22 protein-coding genes are annotated in these 19,904 nt (G+C 67.3%); 12 read left to right on the forward strand and 10 right to left on the reverse strand.

Features of this window, described 5'->3' with window-relative positions:
• Positions 1-96: 96 nt before the first annotated feature.
• Complete coding sequence (locus C5E41_RS16115; protein WP_104376633.1) at positions 97-1,062, reverse strand: quinone oxidoreductase family protein; 966 nt, start codon at positions 1,060-1,062, stop codon at positions 97-99.
• An 82-nt stretch (positions 1,063-1,144) separates the two neighbouring features.
• Here C5E41_RS16115 and C5E41_RS16120 point away from each other — a divergent pair, with 82 nt between their 5' ends.
• The 3 genes from C5E41_RS16120 to C5E41_RS16130 are packed head-to-tail and all read left to right on the forward strand — an operon-like array spanning position 1,145 to position 3,174.
• Positions 1,145-1,495: a hypothetical protein gene (locus tag C5E41_RS16120; protein ID WP_104376634.1), complete on the forward strand. Its 351-nt coding sequence runs from the start codon at positions 1,145-1,147 to the stop codon at positions 1,493-1,495.
• A 1-nt stretch (position 1,496) separates the two neighbouring features.
• Positions 1,497-2,276, forward strand: coding sequence for a transporter substrate-binding domain-containing protein (locus tag C5E41_RS16125; RefSeq protein ID WP_104376635.1), 780 nt, complete (start codon positions 1,497-1,499; stop codon positions 2,274-2,276).
• A gap of 25 nt (positions 2,277-2,301) precedes the next feature.
• Positions 2,302-3,174, forward strand: coding sequence for a class I SAM-dependent methyltransferase (locus C5E41_RS16130; RefSeq protein WP_219823174.1), 873 nt, complete (start codon positions 2,302-2,304; stop codon positions 3,172-3,174).
• 7 nt (positions 3,175-3,181) lie between these two features.
• Here the strand turns inward: C5E41_RS16130 and C5E41_RS16135 are convergent, their stop codons facing one another.
• The 5 genes from C5E41_RS16135 to mptB all read right to left on the reverse strand — a co-directional run bounded on the left by C5E41_RS16135 (position 3,182) and on the right by mptB (position 8,157).
• Entirely contained in the window at positions 3,182-3,400 is a 219-nt protein-coding gene (locus C5E41_RS16135; protein ID WP_104376636.1) for an FmdB family zinc ribbon protein, read from the reverse strand.
• 281 nt (positions 3,401-3,681) lie between these two features.
• A complete protein-coding gene (locus C5E41_RS16145; RefSeq protein ID WP_104376638.1) occupies positions 3,682-4,656 on the reverse strand; it encodes a COX15/CtaA family protein in 975 nt (324 codons plus the stop codon).
• A gap of 89 nt (positions 4,657-4,745) precedes the next feature.
• Positions 4,746-5,534: an ABC transporter permease gene (locus C5E41_RS16150; RefSeq protein ID WP_104376639.1), complete on the reverse strand. Its 789-nt coding sequence runs from the start codon at positions 5,532-5,534 to the stop codon at positions 4,746-4,748.
• A complete protein-coding gene (locus C5E41_RS16155) occupies positions 5,531-6,463 on the reverse strand; it encodes an ABC transporter ATP-binding protein (protein WP_063013291.1) in 933 nt (310 codons plus the stop codon). Before C5E41_RS16155 ends, C5E41_RS16150 begins: the two co-directional genes overlap by 4 nt.
• On the reverse strand, positions 6,460-8,157 hold the full coding sequence (mptB, locus tag C5E41_RS16160; RefSeq protein WP_104376640.1) for a polyprenol phosphomannose-dependent alpha 1,6 mannosyltransferase MptB: 1,698 nt from the start codon (positions 8,155-8,157) through the stop codon (positions 6,460-6,462). Before mptB ends, C5E41_RS16155 begins: the two co-directional genes overlap by 4 nt.
• Before the next feature lie 193 nt (positions 8,158-8,350).
• Between mptB and C5E41_RS16165 the strand changes: the two genes are divergently transcribed.
• From C5E41_RS16165 to C5E41_RS16205, 9 genes are all read left to right on the forward strand, one after another.
• Positions 8,351-9,145 (forward strand): helix-turn-helix transcriptional regulator, encoded by a 795-nt coding sequence (locus C5E41_RS16165; RefSeq protein WP_258081016.1) that lies wholly within the window; start codon positions 8,351-8,353, stop codon positions 9,143-9,145.
• Positions 9,142-10,602: a Fe-S cluster assembly protein SufB gene (sufB, locus tag C5E41_RS16170; protein ID WP_104376642.1), complete on the forward strand. Its 1,461-nt coding sequence runs from the start codon at positions 9,142-9,144 to the stop codon at positions 10,600-10,602. The genes C5E41_RS16165 and sufB overlap by 4 nt, the downstream gene beginning before the upstream one ends.
• A gap of 44 nt (positions 10,603-10,646) precedes the next feature.
• On the forward strand, positions 10,647-11,834 hold the full coding sequence (sufD, locus tag C5E41_RS16175) for a Fe-S cluster assembly protein SufD (RefSeq protein ID WP_104376676.1): 1,188 nt from the start codon (positions 10,647-10,649) through the stop codon (positions 11,832-11,834).
• A 51-nt stretch (positions 11,835-11,885) separates the two neighbouring features.
• Positions 11,886-12,662, forward strand: coding sequence for a Fe-S cluster assembly ATPase SufC (gene sufC / locus C5E41_RS16180; RefSeq protein WP_062963710.1), 777 nt, complete (start codon positions 11,886-11,888; stop codon positions 12,660-12,662).
• 1 nt (position 12,663) lies between these two features.
• Entirely contained in the window at positions 12,664-13,923 is a 1,260-nt protein-coding gene (locus C5E41_RS16185; RefSeq protein ID WP_104376643.1) for a cysteine desulfurase, read from the forward strand.
• A gap of 47 nt (positions 13,924-13,970) precedes the next feature.
• Positions 13,971-14,468, forward strand: coding sequence for a Fe-S cluster assembly sulfur transfer protein SufU (sufU, locus tag C5E41_RS16190; RefSeq protein ID WP_104376644.1), 498 nt, complete (start codon positions 13,971-13,973; stop codon positions 14,466-14,468).
• Positions 14,461-14,832 carry a metal-sulfur cluster assembly factor gene (locus tag C5E41_RS16195; protein ID WP_104376645.1) on the forward strand — a complete coding sequence of 124 codons (372 nt, stop codon included), beginning with the start codon at positions 14,461-14,463 and terminating at the stop codon, positions 14,830-14,832. Before sufU ends, C5E41_RS16195 begins: the two co-directional genes overlap by 8 nt.
• A gap of 98 nt (positions 14,833-14,930) precedes the next feature.
• A complete protein-coding gene (locus C5E41_RS16200; protein WP_104376646.1) occupies positions 14,931-15,368 on the forward strand; it encodes a DUF4189 domain-containing protein in 438 nt (145 codons plus the stop codon).
• A 124-nt stretch (positions 15,369-15,492) separates the two neighbouring features.
• A complete protein-coding gene (locus tag C5E41_RS16205) occupies positions 15,493-16,755 on the forward strand; it encodes an acyl-CoA dehydrogenase family protein (protein WP_104376647.1) in 1,263 nt (420 codons plus the stop codon).
• A gap of 110 nt (positions 16,756-16,865) precedes the next feature.
• Here the strand turns inward: C5E41_RS16205 and C5E41_RS16210 are convergent, their stop codons facing one another.
• The 4 genes from C5E41_RS16210 to C5E41_RS33320 all read right to left on the reverse strand — a co-directional run bounded on the left by C5E41_RS16210 (position 16,866) and on the right by C5E41_RS33320 (position 19,787).
• Positions 16,866-17,651, reverse strand: a complete 786-nt coding sequence (locus tag C5E41_RS16210) for an RDD family protein (RefSeq protein WP_104376648.1) — start codon at positions 17,649-17,651, stop codon at positions 16,866-16,868.
• Positions 17,652-17,845: 194 nt separating this feature from the next.
• The gene (gene ku / locus C5E41_RS16215) at positions 17,846-18,805 is read right to left on the reverse strand and encodes a non-homologous end joining protein Ku (protein ID WP_104376649.1); all 960 of its coding nucleotides are present in this window, start codon (positions 18,803-18,805) and stop codon (positions 17,846-17,848) included.
• Positions 18,763-19,521 (reverse strand): IS3 family transposase, encoded by a 759-nt coding sequence (locus C5E41_RS16220; RefSeq protein ID WP_104376650.1) that lies wholly within the window; start codon positions 19,519-19,521, stop codon positions 18,763-18,765. The genes ku and C5E41_RS16220 overlap by 43 nt, the downstream gene beginning before the upstream one ends.
• Complete coding sequence (locus C5E41_RS33320) at positions 19,521-19,787, reverse strand: transposase (protein WP_146097572.1); 267 nt, start codon at positions 19,785-19,787, stop codon at positions 19,521-19,523. The genes C5E41_RS16220 and C5E41_RS33320 overlap by 1 nt, the downstream gene beginning before the upstream one ends.
• Positions 19,788-19,904: the final 117 nt, after the last annotated feature.

Below are 19,904 nucleotides of genomic sequence, written 5' to 3' on the forward strand. Positions count from 1 at the left end.
GTCGAGGAGGGTGTTCTCGCGATCGGCGACGAGCAGGCGGTGGCCGGGCTGACCCGATTCGTCTACCGGGGCTCACCGGCCGCGACTACTGAGCGTTCAGGGCACGAGCACGATCGACCCGGTGGTCTTGCGGGCCTGCAGATCGCGATGTGCCTGCGCGGCGTCGGCGAGCCGATACTCGGCGCCGATCCGCACCCGGAGTGTCCCGCCGGCGACGGCGTCGAGGACATCGCCGGCGCGCCAGGTCAATTCGGCGCGATCGCGCGTGTAGTGGGCGAGGGTCGGGCGCGTGACGAACAGTGAGCCGGCCGGATTGAGCCGCTGCAGATCGAACGGCGGCACCTGACCGCTGGCGGCGCCGAACAGCGCCAGCATGCCGCGGATGCGCAGTGCCGCCAGGCTCGCCTCGAACGTCGCCGCGCCCACCCCGTCGTACACCGCGGCCACCCCGACGCCGTCGGTGAGATCGCGCACGCGCTGAGCGAGGTCGTCGCCGTAGCGCAGCACATGTGCGGCGCCGGCCTCGCGGGACAACTCCTCCTTCGCGTCGGTGGACACCGTGGTGATCACCCGGATATCGCGGGCGGCGGCCAGCTGGGTCAGCAGGAGCCCGACGCCGCCGGCACCGGCGTGGACCAGAATCGTCTCGCCCGGCTGCGGCTTGTACACCGATTCGATCAGGTAGTGCGCGGTCATGCCCTGCAGCAGTGCCGAGGCCGCCACCGCCGGCGGCACGCCGTCCGGCACGGCCACCGCCACCGCCGCGTTCACCGCGACCTTCTCCGCATAACTTCCGGGGGCGGCGGCCCACGCGACCCGATCGCCGACGGTGAAATCGGTCACCGCGGAACCGACTTCGGCAACCACACCCGTGCCCTCGGAACCCGGGATGTAAGGCACCTCCTGCGGGTAGGTGCCGGTGCGGATATAGGTGTCGATGAAATTGACACCGGCCGCGTCGGTATCGACGAGCAGCTGATTCGGCCCGATGACCGGGTCGTCGACCTCGGTCGCGACGAGAACTTCGGGACCGCCGTGTTCGCTGACCTGAATGGCGCGCATGGCTTTCAGTTCTACACCCCCTCGCGCCACGAACACCGGTAGGGCGGTCGGGTGATCCCTACCGGACGGTAAACTCCACGCCATGAGCGAAACCGCCACCGCGGCCCCGGTCACGCCGTCGTCCGCCGTCATCGAGTCGGTCAAGAAGTTCGTCGCCGCCCACGGTGGTTCGGGTACGGCCGTGCTGCAGCCGATCGGGCGCATCGGGGTCCGCATCACCCTCGTCGGCGCCGACGGTGTGCTCGGCGATCGAGTCGTCGCGGACCTGGCCACAGCCAAGGCCGTGGTCGAGGCCGTCGACGGCCTCGCCGAAACCGAGCACTGGGATCGCGATCTGAGCTCGGCCGCCAACCCTGCGAAGGGACATTGGGCGCGGATGGCCGGCTGGGTCGCCCACCAGACCCGGTTCCCGAAGGCGCGCAACGAGAACTGAGATGGTTCTGCGGCATCGGCTGATCGCCGCCGCGGCAGCCGGTGCGGCCGCGGTCCTGACGATGATCGCTCCGGCGCGCGCGGAGGACCCTGCGGCGGTGCGGGTCTGCACCACCGGTGATTACCCGCCCTATTCGGTGACCGACGGGCACGGCGGCTACCGCGGCATCGACATCGACCTGGTCCGCGACATGGCGCAGCTGCTGGGACGCCCGCTGCGATTCGTGCCGACCAGCTGGGCGTCGATGGGCAGCGATTTCTCCGCGCACGCCTGCGATCTCGCGGTAGGCGGAATATCCGATGCTGCGGCCCGGCGCTCTTACGCCGACTTCTCGCTGAGCTATGGCACCGACGGCAAGACCCCGATCGTGCGTGCCGCCGACGCCGGGAAGTACGCGACGATCGAGCAGATCGATCAGCCGCAGGTTCGGGTGATCGTCAACCGCGGCGGCACCAACGAACAGTTCGCGCGCGCGCATTTCCCGGATGCGCAGCTGACGGTATGGCCCGACAACGTCACCATTTTCGATCAGATCACCGCCGGTCGCGCGGACGTATTCGTGACCGATTCGGTGGAGGGCCGCTACCGCGTGCGGCAGCATCCCGACCTGCGGGTCCTGCATCCGGAGACACCGTTCGACTCCTTCGGCAAGGTGTTCCTGCTGCCGAAGAACGATGTGCCGACCGCGCTGATGGTGAACTCCTGGCTGGCGAGTCAGCTGGCCACCGGGGGAGTCGACCGGCGTGTCGCGGAATGGATCGGGCCGAACGCCACTGCCTGAGCGGCGCCCGACCATAATCGATGGCGTGACGGATAAAGCGGCGAGCCGGACCGCGGTACTGGTCTGTCAGGGCCGGGCGGTGGCCGACGGGCGACTGGCGGTCGGGCGATTCTCGGATCCCATCGCAGCGCGGCTACTTCATGACGACGAACGGGCGGCGGTGCGGCGCGCACGAGCCGAGCAGCCCCCCGGCGGCTGGCGGGAGCGGCTCGAATACGAGATGCTCACCGCCACGGCCGCCGTACTCGCGACCCGCACCGTCGTCATCGACGAGGCGATTCGCGAGGCGTCCGCCGCGCAACTGGTGCTTCTCGGCGCCGGACTCGACGGGCGGGCCTGGCGGACGGACGAACCCGCCGCCGACGTCTTCGAGGTGGATCATCCTGCCTCGCAACGGGATAAACGTGCACGGGTGGGCACGCTGGTTCCGGTTGCGAAGTCGCTGACCTATGTGCCGGTGGAATTCGGGCGCGACGACCTGAGGGCGCGACTGACCGAGGCGGGCCATCGCGCGGATGCGACGACCACGTGGGTCTGGGAGGGCGTCCTGCCGTATCTGACGCAGCCGCAGGTCGAATCGACGCTGGCCGTCGTCGCCGCCCGCAGCGCGCCCGGCAGTCGGCTGATCGCGACCTATCCCACCCCGAACCGCCTCGCCGGACTCGGCCGTGCCGGTATGCGCCTGTTCAGCAAGCTGTCCGGTGGGCGGGATCCGCTCGCGGACGAACCGCACGTATCGGCGTGGTCGCCGGCGGAAATGGCCGCGCTGACAACGCGGTACGAGCTTACGGTCACCGCGGACGTGGAGCTGATCGAGGTGGCGCGCCAACTCGGCGTGCCGGCCCGCCAGTCCCGCGTCTACGGAATGGGACGCGCGCTGATCGCCGACCGCGTCTGACCGGCGATCAGCCGCAGCAGCCGCCCCCGCAGCAATCGCCGCCGGCCGGGGCGGGCGTTGCGGCGGCCGACCCCGCGGCTTTACCGGTCACGGCGACCGTGGTGAGCAGTTTGACGGTGTCGCTGTGGCCACCCGGGCAGACAGCCGGGTCGCCGGATTCGCTCATCGGCCGGTTCAGTTCGAACGATTCCGTACATTCCCGGCAGCGGTAGGCGTAGGTCGGCATGAGGAAATTATGTCGCATCCGCGGCGGACCGAGATCGCACCCACCGTCTCGGTGCGGGTGCCCACCTGTCATTTCGCCGAATTCGCCGGTGCCGGAGCGGAATTCACCCAGCTGCTCGACGATCTCGCGCCGGCGCGGCAGGGCGAGCAGATCGCGGATGCCCGGTGCGCAGGCGAATGCGGCGGTCCACGTCGATTACCGCTTGGACAACCTGATGTTCTCCGATGACAGCGGCGAGGTCGAGTTGCCGGGACGTGAAGATGGCAGCGAGCACGCCCGGTTCAGGCGGCGTGGGCGGCCGCTTCGGGGGCAGGCGCGGTGACCTGTTCGCGGGTGCGCATCGAGGCCCACAACGCGGCCGTCGCGACGATGCACGCGGTGGCGCCGCCGACGTGGACGACGACCAGCGCCGCGGGAACGTGGGTGAAGTACTGGACGATACCGACCAGTGCCTGGGCGCAGACCGTGGCGATCACCACGATCAGACGCACCCGGATCGCGCGGGTCATCCCCACCGCGGCCAGGCCGAAGCCGAGGCCGACGAGCAGCGCCAGATAGGCCACGAGCAATTCGGCGTGGGCGTGCACCAGAGTGACGATCTCGATCTGCAGGCGAGCCACCGGCCGTTCGGTGCTCTTGTCCCCGGCGTGCGGTCCGGCGCCGGTGACCAGGGTGCCCGCGATGAGTGTGCCGGTCATCGCGACCGCGCTCAGCGCGGTCAGCCAGCGCAAGGGTGCCGGGACCTGCACGACGTCGACCCCGGCGTCGGGTTCGCCGACCTTCGCGAACAACAGCGTCGCCAGCCACACCATCAGCATCGAGGCCAGCAGGTGGACCGACACCGTCCACCACAGCAATCCGCTGCGCACGGTGATACCGCCGATCACGGCCTGCAGGACGGTGCCACCGGGCATCAGCCAGGCATAGACGACGACCTCGCGCCGCCGCCGGGCGCGCACCACGGCGAGCACGATCAGCGCCGCGCACAGCGTCACCGCGAAGGTGAGCATGCGATTGGAGAATTCGACCGCCTGGTGGATCGCCGGAACTTCGGCATGGGCGGTGGGTGTGAAACTGCCGGGGAAGCATTGCGGCCAGGTCGGGCAGCCCAGGCCGGAAGAGGTGACGCGCACGATTGCGCCGGTCACGGAGATGCCCGCCTGGGACAGGATCACCGCCAACGCGATGATGCGCTGCACCCGCAGGGAGGGCAGCGGCAGGAAGTCGACGAGTCGCACAAACGCGCGTGACAGCACGAAACGATCGTAGACGCAGCCGAATCCGCGCCCGCACGGGGGCTACTACGTTGTGTCGTTGCCGTCACATCCGGGTCGGGCCCGGTGCTTCAGTCGAAGCGGAACCAGCGCGTGGCCAGCCAGCCTGTCATCGCGCCCCACACCACGAGCACCGCGATGCCGTACCAGTCCACGCTGGTGTGCAACGCCTGGTCCAGTGCCTCGGCCAGCGCTCCGGAAGGGATCAATCGCGCGATCAGCGTCACCGCGTGCGGGAGGTTGTCGGAGGCGAAGACAAGGCTCGCGACTCCCAGCATCACGAACCACAGGATGTTGGCGAGCGCGAGCACGATCTCGGCCTTGAGAGTACCGCCCAGCAGCAGTCCCATCGCGACGAAGGTGGCGGTGCCCAGCGCGATCACGAGCGCGCCCAGCAGCAGGCCGCCGATCGAGGGCCGCCAGCCCAGCGCGACACCGATCAGCCCGAGCAGAACCGATTGCAGGACCACCACGATCAGCACCGCCGCGCATTTGCCGCCGACGATGCCCCAGCGCGGTAATGCCGTGGCGCCCAACCGTTTCAGTGCACCGTAGCGGCGGTCGAAGCCGACCGCGATGGCCTGGCCGGTGAACGCGGTGGACATGATCGCCACCATCATCACCGCCGGCACGATCCGGTCGACCTTGTGGTGCTCGCCGAGGCTCGAGCCCAGCGGCAGCAGGGTCAGCCCGATCAGCAGCGTGATCGGGATGAACATGGTGAGCAGGAGCTGCTCGCCGTTGCGCAGCAACAGGATCAGTTCCATGCGGGTCTGCGCGGTCAGCATCGCCAGGCGCGGGGCCGGCCGCGGCGCGGGGCTGAAGGTGCCGGGGGGGAAACGAGGGGCAGTCCGGGTCATCCGCGCAGCTCCCGTCCGGTCAGTTCGAGGAACACATCCTCCAGGCGACGCTGGTCGATGCGAATATCGGTGGGCAGCACGTCGATTCGCGCGCACCAGGCGGTCACGGTGGCCAGCACCTGTGGGGTGATGTCGCCGCACAGCAGATAGGAGCCGGGCGCGGTCTCGCTGGGTGCGAACCCCTCCGGCAGTGCGCTCTCCAGCAGAGACAGGTCGAGTTTCGGCGGCGCGCTGAAACGTAGCTGTCCCTCGGCGCCGGCAGAGGTCACCTCGGCCGGGGTACCGGCGGCGACGATACGGCCGTGATCGATGATCACCAGCCGGTCCGCCAGCTGTTCGGCCTCGTCCATCATGTGCGTGGTGAGCAGAATGCCGACGCCGTCGCGGCGCAGCGCATCGATCAGCTCCCACACCAGATGCCGGGCCTGCGCGTCCATCCCGGCCGTGGGCTCGTCGAGGAAGACCAACTCGGGACGCCCCACCAGCGCGCACGCCAGCGCGAGCCGCTGCTGCTGACCACCGGAGAGTCGCCGATACGGGGTGCGGCGAGCGTCGTGCAGACCTAGGGTGTCGAGCAGCCATTGCGGATCGAGCGGATCGGCGGCGTAGGAGGCGACCAGATCGAGCATCTCGCCGGCCCGCGAGCCCGGATAGGCCCCGCCGCCCTGCAGCATCACACCGATGCGCGGGCGCAGGCGATCCGAATCGGCGACCGGATCCAGCCCGAGCACCCGCACCGAACCGGCGTCGGGGGAGAGGAACCCCTCGCACATCTCGACGGTGGTGGTCTTCCCGGCGCCGTTGGGCCCCAGTAGCGCCAGCACCTCCGCGCGCCCGACCTCGAAAGCGATACCGTCCACGGCGGTGGTGTCGCCGTAGCGTTTCACGACACCGTCGATACAGACAGCGGGTTCCGAGGCTGCGCTCACGATGTGACACCGTATGCCGGGCCCGGCTGTGACGGAGCAGACACCCCTGTCCGGTTACGCCACGGCAGCAGGTTCCGGGTCACCACGATAAATCCGAGCGCGACGACGACCACGGCGACCGCCGCCTCGATGATCTGGAACACCCCGAAATCGGCGCCGCGCGGCATCAGCATCACGCTCACGACCGCGGAGAACGTCACGGCCGGTACCCGGAACGCGGGAGTGGTGGCCCACGCGGCGAGCGGCACGATCGCCCACAGCAGATACCACGGCTGGACCACGGGGAACAGCAGCACGACGGCCGCCAAGGAGACACCCATCGCCCCGACCGGCTGCAATCGTCCGGTCCAGGTCGCGATGAGCATCCGCAGGACGATGAACGCCATGATCACGCCCGCGATCGGCCGGGTGATGCTCAATAGGGCGGTCGTATGATCACCAAGACCCAATAGCACTCCTCCGAATCCAGTGACAATTCCGATGGCAGTTGGCAGCGACATCCAGCTGCGAACCGTGCTGGCGGCGTTGAGGGTGTGGATCCAGCCGAACCCGAGATCGGAGACGTAACCCACGAAAAGCGTGGTCACGATGGCGATCGCGCCGAGCAGGCTTGCTGAGGCCAGTAGCTGTCGCCATCCGCTACCCCAACGCCGGGCCAGTGCCATGCCGACGAATCCGAGCGCGATGATCGAGGGGAGCTTCACCGACGACGACAGCGCGATGACCACGGTTCCGAAGATCAGCATCAGCCAGCCGCGCTGATCGAATCCGCCCAGCCCGGGCGCGTGGTCGGTGGCCAGCGCGCGCAGGCAGAACTCGACACCGGCCAGCATCAGACCGAGCATCAGCGCGTCGTTGTGCACGCCGCCGACCAGGTGGAACAGCACCAGCGGATTGGCCGCGCCCAGCCACAGCGCGCTGACCGGCGCGACTCCGCAGCGCCGCGACAGCCGCGGCAGCGCCCAGACGATCAGAGCCACCCCAGCCAGGGCCAGCAACCGATGTGCCCACACGCCGACGATGATGTTGTCGCCGGTCACATGTGCGATTCCGCGGCCCATCCAGACGAACAGCGGCCCGTACGGGGCGGGAGTGTCGCGCCAGATGTTGGGCACGTTGTAGGTCAGCACATTGTGCAAGCCCAGGCCGGTGGCCGGGCCGACCGCGTACGGATCGAGGCCGCGAGCCGCGATCTCGCCCTGTGCCAGATACGAATAGACGTCGTTGGAGAACAGTGGCGGCGCCACCGACAGCGGGATGATCCACAGCAGCAGCGTGCGATCCAGCTGCGAGCGACTGAGCCGATGAACGGGGGAGCCGCCGAAACCGCCGACGGCGAAACGGCCGAGCAGCAGCCACGCCATCACCACGAAGACCGTGCCGATCATGCACAGCGCCAGCGACGAGGTCTGCCAGCGTGCGAACACGCCGATCACCCGGACTCCGGACACCGGATTCTGCAGTACCGGCTGGGCGGCGACGCCCAGCGCGCTGATCGCCATGAGCACCGAGCCGGTGGCGCCGAGCAGCCGGATGCGCTTGAACTGCGCGGTTTCCCGGCTGTCCAGACCTGGCGCGTCGGCCTCGACGGTGTGTAGCACGGCGATGGTGTGATCGGCGGGCGGGACGTCCAGGCCCAGGGCCCGGCGTCCGATCTCGATGCTCTTACGCCATACGCCTTCCACAACCGCCACGGAGGTCAAGCGTAGCCGGGGTGAGCGCGGGGCCGATCGCAACGTCGCGGCGCAGGCCGTGACATATTGCACTGAGGTTCGATGCCCAGGTCGGAGCCGTATTCGGGAGAGATTCAGGGCACCCTTACTAGAATGCGGGAAATAATTCCGTCACACTGATGTTGTGAAAACCGTGGGTTTGCGGGAGAACGAGGTGAATACCGAGCGTCAGCAGGGCGCCCGGCCTTCCACCGCGCCCGCGGCCGCCGCCGGTGAGGGGCATACCCGCGCGGCCGTCGTCCAGCTGCTGCTGGAAGAGGGTCCGATCACCGCGACCGCCATCGGGCGTCGGCTGGGCCTGAGCCCGGCCGGTGTGCGCCGTCATCTCGACGCGCTCATCGAATCCGGCGAGGCCCGGGCCATGCGGTCGGCGCCGTGGCAACAGCAGGGCCGCGGCCGTCCCGCCAAGCAGTTCCAGCTGACCGCCGCCGGTCGCGGCCGGCTCGGCCACGCCTACGACGATCTGGCCGGAGCCGCGATGCGGCAGCTGCGCGAGATCGGCGGCGACAACGCGATCATGGATTTCGCCCGGCGCCGCGTGGGGGTGATCGTCGCCGGAATCGATCGCCTGGCTCAGCACACCCCGGCCGCCACCTCGGAGAAGGCAGAGGAGATCGCCGAGGCGTTCAGCGATGCCGGATTCGCCGCCACCACCCGCAAGGTCGGCTCCGGCGTGCAGATATGCCAGCATCACTGCCCGGTCTCGCACGTGGCCGAGGAGTTCCCGGAACTGTGCGCCGCCGAACTCGAGGCGTTTCGCGAGCTGCTCGGAACCCACGTGCAGCGGCTCGCGACCATCGCCAACGGCGACTGCGCCTGCACCACCCACGTACCCCTGTCCGTTCCCCCGACGAGCAATTCCCCGACGAGCAATGCTCAGCCCGCCACCCGCGCCGTTGCACAGCCCGCAACGGCAGCTCGAAACGACTCCGGAAGGAGTGCCGAATGACGTCGACCACCGCGGCGAGCCGTGAATCCGATGCGCCCCAGAACCAGGCCCTGACCCAAGAGGAGACCATCGCCTCGCTGGGTACCTACGGCTACGGCTGGGCGGATTCGGATATCGCCGGCGCCAGCGCCAAGCGCGGCCTGTCCGAGGACGTCGTCCGCGACATCTCGGCGAAGAAGAACGAGCCCGAGTGGATGCTGGACATCCGCCTCAAGGCGCTGCGCATCTTCGACCGCAAGCCGATGCCGAACTGGGGCTCCAACCTCGAGGGCATCGACTTCGACAACATCAAGTACTTTGTGCGCTCGACCGAGAAGCAGGCCGAGAGCTGGGAAGATCTTCCCGAGGACATCAAGAACACCTACGACAAGCTGGGCATCCCGGAGGCGGAGAAGCAGCGGCTGGTGGCCGGTGTGGCCGCGCAGTACGAGTCGGAGGTCGTTTACCACCAGATCCGCGAGGACCTGGAGTCGCAGGGCGTGATCTTCCTCGACACCGACACCGGCCTGCGCGAGCACCCGGAGATCTTCCAGCAGTACTTCGGATCGGTGATTCCGGCCGGTGACAACAAGTTCTCCGCGCTGAACACCGCGGTGTGGTCGGGCGGCTCCTTCATCTACGTGCCGCCGGGTGTGCACGTCGACATCCCGCTGCAGGCCTACTTCCGGATCAACACCGAGAACATGGGCCAGTTCGAGCGGACGCTGATCATCGTCGACGAGGGCGCCTACGTGCACTACGTCGAGGGTTGTACCGCGCCGATCTACAAGTCGGACTCGCTGCACTCCGCGGTCGTGGAGATCATCGTCAAGGAGGGTGGCCGCTGCCGCTACACCACGATTCAGAACTGGTCGAACAACGTCTACAACCTGGTCACCAAGCGGGCCAAGGCGGGCGCGGGCGCGACCATGGAGTGGATCGACGGCAATATCGGCTCCAAGGTCACCATGAAGTACCCCGCGGTGTGGATGACCGGTGAGCACGCCAAGGGTGAGGTGCTCTCGGTGGCGTTCGCCGGTGAGGGCCAGCACCAGGACACCGGTGCCAAGATGCTGCACCTGGCGCCGCACACCTCGTCGACCATCGTGTCGAAGTCGGTGGCGCGTGGTGGCGGCCGGGCCTCCTACCGTGGCCTGGTTCAGGTCAACAAGGGTGCGCACGGTTCCAAGTCGACCGTGAAATGCGATGCGCTGCTGGTGGATACGGTCAGCCGGTCCGACACCTACCCCTACGTCGACATCCGTGAGGACGACGTGACGATGGGCCACGAGGCCACCGTCTCGAAGGTGTCCGAGGATCAGTTGTTCTACCTGATGAGCCGCGGCATGACCGAGGACGAGGCGATGGCGATGGTGGTGCGCGGCTTCGTCGAGCCCATCGCCAAGGAACTGCCGATGGAATACGCGCTGGAACTGAACCGGCTCATCGAGCTGCAGATGGAAGGAGCGGTCGGCTAGTGAGTGAGTTTGCGAACGAGCAAATCAACACTGCCGGTATTCCCATGAACAATGTTGCTGTCGCGGGTGAGGCCCGCGTCCCGGCTGTCAACAAGGGTGAGCTGTTCGCGTCGTTCGACGTGGCCGCATTCGAGGTGCCTTCGGCGCACGACGAGGTGTGGCGGTTCACTCCGCTGCGCCGGCTGCGTGGCCTGCACGACGGCACCGCGACGCGTGACGGCCGGGCCGGGATCGAGGTCGCCGCTGTCGACGGCTCGGCCATCGACGGCGTGACCGTCGAGACCGTCGGCCGTGACGACAAGCGTCTCGGCGAAGGCGGCGTGCCCACCGATCGTGTTGCCGCCCAGGCCTATTCGGGTTTCGAGCAGGCGACTGTGGTGTCGGTCGGCGCCGAAACCGAGGTTGACCGTCCGGTCGTCGTCCGGGTCACCGGCCCCGGCGCGGACAAGACCGCCTTCGGCCACCTGCAGATCCGGCTCGGCAACTTCGCGGCTGCGACCGTGGTGATCGATCAGCGGGGCAGCGGAACCTACGCGGAGAACGTCGAATTCGTGCTCGGCGACAGCGCCAAGCTGACCGTGGTGGCCGTTCAGGATTGGGCCGACGACGCCGTGCACGTCACGGCCCATCACGCCAAGCTGGGCCGTGACGCCGTCCTGCGGCACACCGATGTCACCCTCGGTGGCGACCTGGTTCGCCTGACCGCGACCGTGCGCTACGACGGTCCGGGTGGCGACGCCGAACTGCTCGGCCTGTACTTCGCCGACGACGGACAGCATTTCGAGCAGCGCCTGCTGGTCGACCACGCGCAGCCGCACTGCAAGTCGAATGTGCTGTACAAGGGTGCGCTGCAGGGCGATCCGAGGTCGGCCAAGCCCGACGCGCACACCGTCTGGGTCGGCGATGTGCTGATCCGCGCGGAGGCCGAGGGCACCGACACCTATGAGGCCAACCGTAATCTGGTTCTCACCGACGGCGCTCGTGCCGATTCGGTGCCCAATCTCGAGATCGAGACCGGCGAGATCCTGGGCGCCGGACACGCCTCGGCGACGGGCCGATTCGATGACGAGCAGCTGTTCTACCTGCGTGCTCGCGGTATTCCGGAGGAGGCCGCCCGCCGTCTGGTGGTTCGTGGCTTCTTCCACGAGATCATCCAGAAGATCGCGGTCGTCGAGATCCGGGAGCGGCTGGAGTCGGCCATCGAGGCCGAACTCGCCGCCATCGGTGCCTAGCGCCGGCGCGTCCTGGCAGCCCGAAACCTCCACCAGCCCAGAAGGAATGCAATGACCACCCTCGAAATCAAGGACCTGCACGCCGAAGTCGCCAATCCCGACGAGAACGGCGAGCCCATCAAGATCCTCAAGGGCGTGAACCTCACCGTGAACTCGGGCGAGACCCACGCCATCATGGGTCCGAACGGCTCGGGCAAGTCCACTCTGTCCTACGCTATCGCCGGGCACCCGAAGTACACGGTGACGCAGGGTTCGATCACCCTCGACGGCGAGGACGTGCTGGCCATGTCCGTCGATGAGCGTGCCCGCGCCGGCCTGTTCCTGGCGATGCAGTACCCGGTGGAGGTGCCGGGTGTGTCCATGTCGAACTTCTTACGCACCGCCGCCACCGCCGTGCGCGGCGAGGCCCCGAAGCTGCGCCACTGGGTCAAGGAAGTCAAGGAGTCGATGGGCGAGCTGGAGATCGACGCCGCATTCGCCGACCGCAGTGTCAATGAGGGCTTCTCCGGTGGTGAGAAGAAGCGCCACGAAATCCTGCAGCTGGGCCTGCTCAAGCCTAAGATCGCCATCCTCGACGAGACCGACTCGGGTCTGGACGTCGATGCGCTGCGCATCGTCTCCGAGGGCGTCAACCGCTACAAGGAGCGCGAGAACGGCGGCATCCTGCTGATCACCCACTACACCCGGATCCTGCGCTACATCCAGCCGCAGTTCGTGCACGTGTTCGTGGGCGGCCGCATCGTGGCCGAGGGTGGCTCCGAGCTGGCCGACGAACTCGACGCCAACGGCTACGTCCGCTTCACACAGACCGCGACCGCGGGAGCCTGATATGACCGCTGTGACACGCACACTCGACGTCGCCAGGATCCGGGCCGATTTCCCGATCCTGAACCGGACGGTGCGTGACGGAAAACCGTTGGTGTACCTGGATTCCGGGGCCACCTCGCAGCGACCGCTGGCCGTCCTGGACGCCGAACGCGAATTCCTCACCCACTCCAATGCCGCCGTGCACCGCGGCGCGCATCAGCTCGCCGAGGAGGCGACCGACGCCTACGAGGGCGCTCGGGCCGACATCGCGCGCTTCGTGGGGGTGGAGGCGAACGAGATCGTCTTCACCAAGAACGCCACCGAATCGCTGAACCTGGTGACGTATTCGTTCTCCGACGACCGCTTCCCGTACCACGTGGGACCGGGCGACGAGATCGTGATCACCGAACTGGAGCATCACGCGAACCTCGTTCCGTGGCAGGAACTCGCGCGTCGCACCGGCGCCACCCTGAAGTGGTATGGCATCACCGACGACGGGCGCATCGATCTGGATTCACTGGAGCTGACGCCCGCGACCAAGGTCGTCGCGTTCACGCATCAGTCGAATGTGACCGGTGCGGTCGCCGACGTGCACGAGATGGTGCGCCGGGCCAAGGCGGTCGGCGCTCTGGTGGTGCTCGACGCCTGCCAATCCGTCCCGCATATGCCGGTGAACTTCCGTGAGCTCGGCGTCGATTTCGCCGCGTTCTCCGGGCACAAGATGCTGGGTCCGTCCGGTGTTGGTGTGCTCTACGGCCGGTACGCCTTGCTCGAGGAGACCCCGCCGTTCATCACCGGCGGATCCATGATCGAGACGGTCACCATGGAGGCGACCACCTACGCGGCACCGCCGCAGCGGTTCGAGGCCGGCGTGCCGATGACCTCGCAGGTGGTCGGATTGGGCGCGGCCGTGCGATATCTCGACGCGATCGGGATGGATGCCGTTGCCGCGCACGAACATACGCTGGTCGGCGCCGCCCTGGAGGGACTCGGCGCGATCGACGGCGTAGCCATCGTGGGGCCGGCCGAGAACGTGGACCGCGGTGGCGCGGTGTCGTTCGTGGTCGACGGAATCCACCCGCACGACGTGGGTCAGATCCTGGACGACGAGGGCGTCGCCATCCGGGTCGGGCACCATTGCGCCTGGCCGCTGATGCGCCGGCTCGGCGTACCCGCCACCGCCCGGGCCTCCTTCGCGGTCTACAACACCCTGGACGAGGTGGAGGCGCTGGTGGCCGCGGTCCGTAAGGCACAGAAATTCTTCGGGGTGGCCGACCGTTGAATTCAGGTGAGCGCGAGCGACCAGTGAACGGGGCGTGAGATTTCGCAATGCGTATGGAACAGATGTACCAGGAAGTGATCCTGGACCACTACAAGCATCCGCACCACCGCGGGCTGCGGGAGCCGTTCGGCGCCGAGGTGCATCACGTCAACCCGACCTGCGGGGACGAGGTGACCCTGCGGGTGCACATCGACGACAACGGTGACGTCGCCGATGTGTCCTACGACGGGCAAGGCTGCTCGATCAGCCAGGCCGCCACGTCGATCCTCACCGATCAGGTCATCGGCCAGCCCGTGCAGCAGGCGCTGAAGGTGGTCGACTCCTACAGCGAGATGATCTCGAGCCGCGGCACGGTCGAGGGCGACGAGGATGTGATCGGCGACGGTATCGCGCTGGCCGGGGTGGCGAAATATCCGGCCCGGGTGAAATGTGCCCTGCTGGGCTGGATGGCGTTCAAGGACGCCGTGGTGCGGATAACCTCGGCCGAAGAGACCAAGCGGACCATGGACAACGGGTCCGCCGGAAATGGGGAACGTCATGACTGAGACGCCGGCAACCGAACAGCCGAACACCGAGGCCGAACTCTCCCAGGAACAGATCGCGCTGCTCGAGGATATGGAGGAGGCGATGCGTGACGTCGTCGACCCCGAACTCGGCATTAACGTGGTCGATCTGGGACTGGTCTACGGGATGCGGGTCGAGGAGGACGTGGCCGTTCTCGACATGACCCTCACCTCCGCGGCTTGCCCGCTCACCGACGTCATCGAGGATCAGTCGCGAAACGCGCTGGTGCGCAGCGGTTTGGTGGAGGATCTGAAGATCAACTGGGTCTGGATGCCGCCGTGGGGGCCGGACAAGATCACCGACGACGGGCGCGAACAGCTGCGCGCACTGGGCTTCACGGTCTGATTCTCGCCACCGGGTAGGGGGGAAGTGGACATTCGGGGTCGCCGAGGAGCAGGATCGCCTGCGTCCGGTACGCAGACTTGAACGGGGTGGATTCACGGATGTCCCATATGTTTACGCGGCGCGTCCGCTCGGCGGTCGTCGCGGCCGTCGCCGGTGCGGGTTTCGCGGTGGCCGGTGCCGCCGGTTCGGCTCAGGCCGACGGTGACCTGCATGGTGCGATCGCCTACTCCGACAGCAGCGGAGTGGTGGCCGCGGCCACCAACTTCGCCGACGCGCCCAGCGCGGATGCTGCGGCTCGGGCGCACTGTGGTCGTGGTGATTGCCGCGTCATCTTGGATTTCAGCAACGGCTGCGGTGCTGTCGCCCAGGGAGCGGACGGCCGGATCGCAGTCGGCTGGGGTCCGACCCAGGTCGAGGCGGAGAAGCAGGCGAGGGATTTCCTGGGGCCGAGCGCCCCGCCGTTCCCCGACCTGGGGAGCGCGAGCCCGCGCCCGGCGAACATCGCCTTGAGCAGTTGCACCGCGAACGCGCACTGATCGTTTCACACCAACGGCGGCCGCCCTGGATCGCAGGGCGGCCGCCATTGTTTCCCCGAGAAGGCCAGCTGCGCGATATCGTGAGTGCCGAATTGCCGGACCGGCCGAAACGGTAGGAGCAGCAGTGGATTTCGACATCCCCTCCGAGCTCAGCGACTATCTGGCCGAACTGGATGCCTTCATCGACCGCGAGATCGTGCCGCTCGAGCGTGAGAACGACAACATCCGCTTCTTCGACCACCGCCGTGAAGACGCGCGCACCGACTGGGATCGCGGCGGGCTGCCCAGTGCCGAGTGGGAGGATCTGCTCGCCGAGACCCGCCGCCGCGCCGATGCCGCCGGGCACTACCGCTACGCCTTTCCACCCGAATTCGGCGGCCGCGGCGGCACCAACCTCGATATGGCCGTCATCCGCGAACACCTCGCCCGCCGGGGTCTCGGCCTGCACTGCGATCTGCAGAACGAACATGCCGTGGTCGCCAACAACGTGGGCCTGCTGCTGATGCTGGAATACGGTTCGCCGCGACAGCAGGCGGAGTGGGTGGAGGGCCTGGCGGCGGGTACGAAATTCTTCGCCTTCGGCATCACCGAACCCGAACACGGTTCCGACGCCACCCATATGGACACCCGGGCGGTGCGCGACGGCGACGGCTGGGTGATCAACGGCGAGAAGACCTGGAATACCGGCATTCACACCGCCGACGCCGATTTGATCTTCGCGCGCACCGCCGGCGAGGCGGGTGACGGCACCGGTATCACCGCGTTCCTGGTGCCGCCCAATACCCGCGGGTTCACGGTCGAGGAATACCTGTGGACCTTCAACATGCCCACCGATCACGGGCGGGTCACCCTGCGCGACGTGCGCGTCGGCGCCGACGCCGTCTTCGGACCCGAGGGCCGCGGGCTGGCGGTTGTCCAGCATTTCTTCAACGAGAACCGGGTTCGCCAGGCGGCGTCGAGCCTCGGGGCGGCGCAATACTGCATCGACCGGGCGGTGGCGTATGCCAAGGAGCGCAAGCCCTTCGGTAAAGCGCTCGCCGACAATCAGGCGATCCAGTTCCCGCTGGTCGAATTGCACACCCAGTGCGAGATGTTGCGCACGCTGATCCACAAGACCGCCTGGACCATGGATCGTCACGGCACGTTCGCCGCTTCCGAACAGGTGTCGATGTGCAATTACTGGGCCAACCGTTTGTGCTGTGAGGCAGCCGATCGTGCCATGCAGGTGTACGGCGGCCTCGGCTATTCCCGCCACCAGCCGTTCGAACACATCTACCGCCACCACCGCCGCTATCGAATCACCGAGGGAGCGGAGGAGATTCAGATGCGGCGAGTAGCGGGCTACCTGTTCGGATTCATGTCCTCCCGTGCGCCCAAAGGCGTGTGAGGCTGCGGCCTCGAAGGAGTTCGGAGAAGATCGGGGCTTTCCACGTGCACGGAAACGGCCCCGCGTCCGGTGAGGGGACCGCGGGGCCGTGACAGCGCTGGGTGGCGACGTTACTGCTGAGCCTGCACCACGATGGTGCCGACGATCTTGTCGGCGAAGGTCTGGTTCTTCTCGTCCCACAGCGGCCACAGATAGCCGAGGCCGCACAGGGCGTTGTCGAGAATGTGGCAGAGCTTGCGCACGAAGGCCATACCGAAACCGAGCACCTGGCCGTCGGCTTCCTTGATCACGCGGATGCCGACCAGTTTCTTACCCGGAGTCTGCCCGGTGGTGCCTTCCAGATAGATCAGGTACAGCGCCGCCGCGGCCATGACCAGGAACGCCAGCAACATCAGAATGATGCCGACCGCCGTCATGCCGCCGCCCGTGCAGGTGCTGGAGTAGGAGTACGTGGAGCCGTAGGAGTCGTCGCTACTCGAGCAGTCGAGGTCCTTGGTGCCCAGGCCGATTGCCAGCCCGTACAGAATGCCGAACGGCACGCCGATGATCAGCCCGTCGACGAGGTAACCGCCGACCCGTGCGATCCAGCTCGCGTAGGGCGCCGGCGGACCGTAACCGGGTTGCGGATAGCCGTATCCCGATCCAGCGGGAGGATAGCCGGCGCCGGGCGGGGGAGCGCCGTAATTCGGTTGCGCCGCAGCGTATCCCGGAGCAGCGGTGCCGTATCCCTGTTGCGGAGCCCCGTATCCGGGCGGCGGGGTGCCGTAGCCCGGTGCCGGCGCGCCGTAGCCCGGCGGGGGTGCGCCGTAGCCCGGCTGCTGGCCGGCGGGCGGATACCCGTAGCCCGGTTGCCCCGGCTGGCCGTACGGGCCGTTCGGGTCCGACGGGTTGGTCATATGTGGTTCCTCCGGAAGCTGGTGGTACGGGGACGATCCGGGCCCCGACCGGGTCGAACTGTGATTGCACCGTACGGTAACCGCCAGGCCCCGCCAAAGTATGGCCGACCCGCGCGAAATGGGCGCGCTGAACAGTCGGATATCTCACGATTGCCCGATTCGGCGAATACCTCGGAATCGGCGCGGACGCGCGTCTACGCCCCCTTGCGCGTCTGTTTGGTGGCCTTGGGCGCCGCCTTCTTCGCCGTCGACTTGCTCGCCGATTTGGTGCCGCTCGATTTCGCCGCGGCCCGCTTCGTGGTCGCCTTCGCGGTCGACTTGGCCGCGGACTTCGAGGCGCGGCTCCGGCTCGGCTTTCCGGATTCCCCACCGCGGCCGGTGGCTTCGAGGCTGCGCTGCAGCGCGGCCACCAGATCGACCACCTCGGCATCCATCTGCGCGGGTTCGGCTTCTTCGTGGCGGGTGACGCGGTCGGACCCGGATTCGATGGCCTCGTCGAGCAGCTTCTTCAGCTCGATCTGATATTCGTCGGTGTACTGATCGGGATCGAAATCCTCCGACATGCTGTCGACCAGCGTCTGCGCCATCGCGACCTCCTGCGAGCGCGGCGCGGCGGCATCATCGAGCGATTCGAATTCGGCGGCCCGCACCTCGTCCGGCCACAGCAGTGTCTGCAACACCAGCACCCCGTCACGCACCCGCAGCGCCGCCAGCCGCGTCTTCTGCCGCAGCGTGAAATGCACCAGAGCGACCCGATCCACCTGATCGAGCGTCTTCGCGAGCAATACGTACGCCTTGGGTGTCGTGGAGTCCGGCTCGAGGTAGTAACTGCGGTCGAACAGGATCGGATCGATCTGCTCGGAGGGCACGAACTGCAGCACCGGTATCTCGTGCTTCTCGGCCACCGGCAACTTCGCGAAATCCTCGTCGGTGAGAATCACCTTGTCGCCCTCGGGCGACTCGTACGCCTTGTCGATATCCGCGAAGGCCACCGACTGCCCGCACACCGTGCAGACACGGTCGTATTTGATCCGTCCGCCGTCCTTGGCATGGACCTGATGAAACCTGATGTCATGGTCCTCGGTCGCGGTATAAACCTTCACCGGGACATTCACCAGCCCGAACGCGATGGAACCCTTCCAGATCGATCGCATTCTTCGATGCTACTGATGACCGGTTGGTTTTGTCCGGCGAAGCGGCGCGACCTGCGGGTTCGTGGTTGTTGGTCAGTGTTGCTGGTTGCTGTTTGTTGCTGTTTGTGGATCTGTGACGTCCTGTGGACGTCCTGTAGGTGGGCGATGGCGTCGGTGACCATGTCGGCGCCGATATGATCGGCCAGAGTGTAGGCGAGGACTTTGCGGGTGTGGCCGTCGCGGATCGCGCAGAGGAACATGTCGCCTTCACCACAGGTCAGATAGGTGATATCGGTCGTCCAGACAGCGTCGGGCCGGCCCCGGTCGAAGCGGCGTTCCACCAGGTCCGGCGGGAACGATGCCGCGGGATCTGCCACGGTGGTGCGCACTTTGAACGTGCGGGGACTGATCCCTTCGAGCCCGGCCGACGCCATAATCTTGGCGACGGTCTTGGCCGAGACTCGCTCGCCCCGATCACGTAACTCGCCGGTTATCCGCGGTGATCCGTAGGTGCCGTGCGATTCGCGATGAACGGTGACGATCTTCGTTTCCAGGTCCGCCCGCCGCTGCTGGCGGTCGGTGAGAACCGTTGCCGCCCTGCGCTTCACATATGCGTAGTAGCCCGATTTCGACACCTGCAGCAGTCGTGCCATTCGGCGGATCGAAAACCGGTGCCCTGCAGGCTGTTCAGTACCGGCAACGCCGGTGACAGTGTCGGGGCCGGCGTACTCGGCCATCAGATCGAACCGGGCCGGTTCGTCTGCATCGCGGCAAAGTACGCCGACGCTTTTTTCAGGAACGCGATGTCTTTGTCCTGCTCAGCGACCTGCCTTCGCAGTCGCTGCAACTCGGCTCGCTCAGCGGCATCCAGGGGCTTTTCGCCGTGGATCTCGGCGGCGGCGATCCTGCGCCGCTCGTCTTTGACCCACGTCCCCAGCAAACTCTCGTGAATACCCAGCTCACGGGCAACGGGACTGCTGCACGGATAGGTGACAACCGACATGGCTGGCCAACCGGCGGGCCTGGAAGGATGTCATCGTGCCCAAGCCCTACCCGAAAGAGTTCCGCGACGATGTCGTGCGCGTGGCCCGTCAGCGTGAGGACGGGGTGACTCTGGAAC

This window comes from Nocardia nova, assembly GCF_002933465.1.
Classification (GTDB): Bacteria; Actinomycetota; Actinomycetes; order Mycobacteriales; family Mycobacteriaceae; genus Nocardia; species Nocardia nova_B.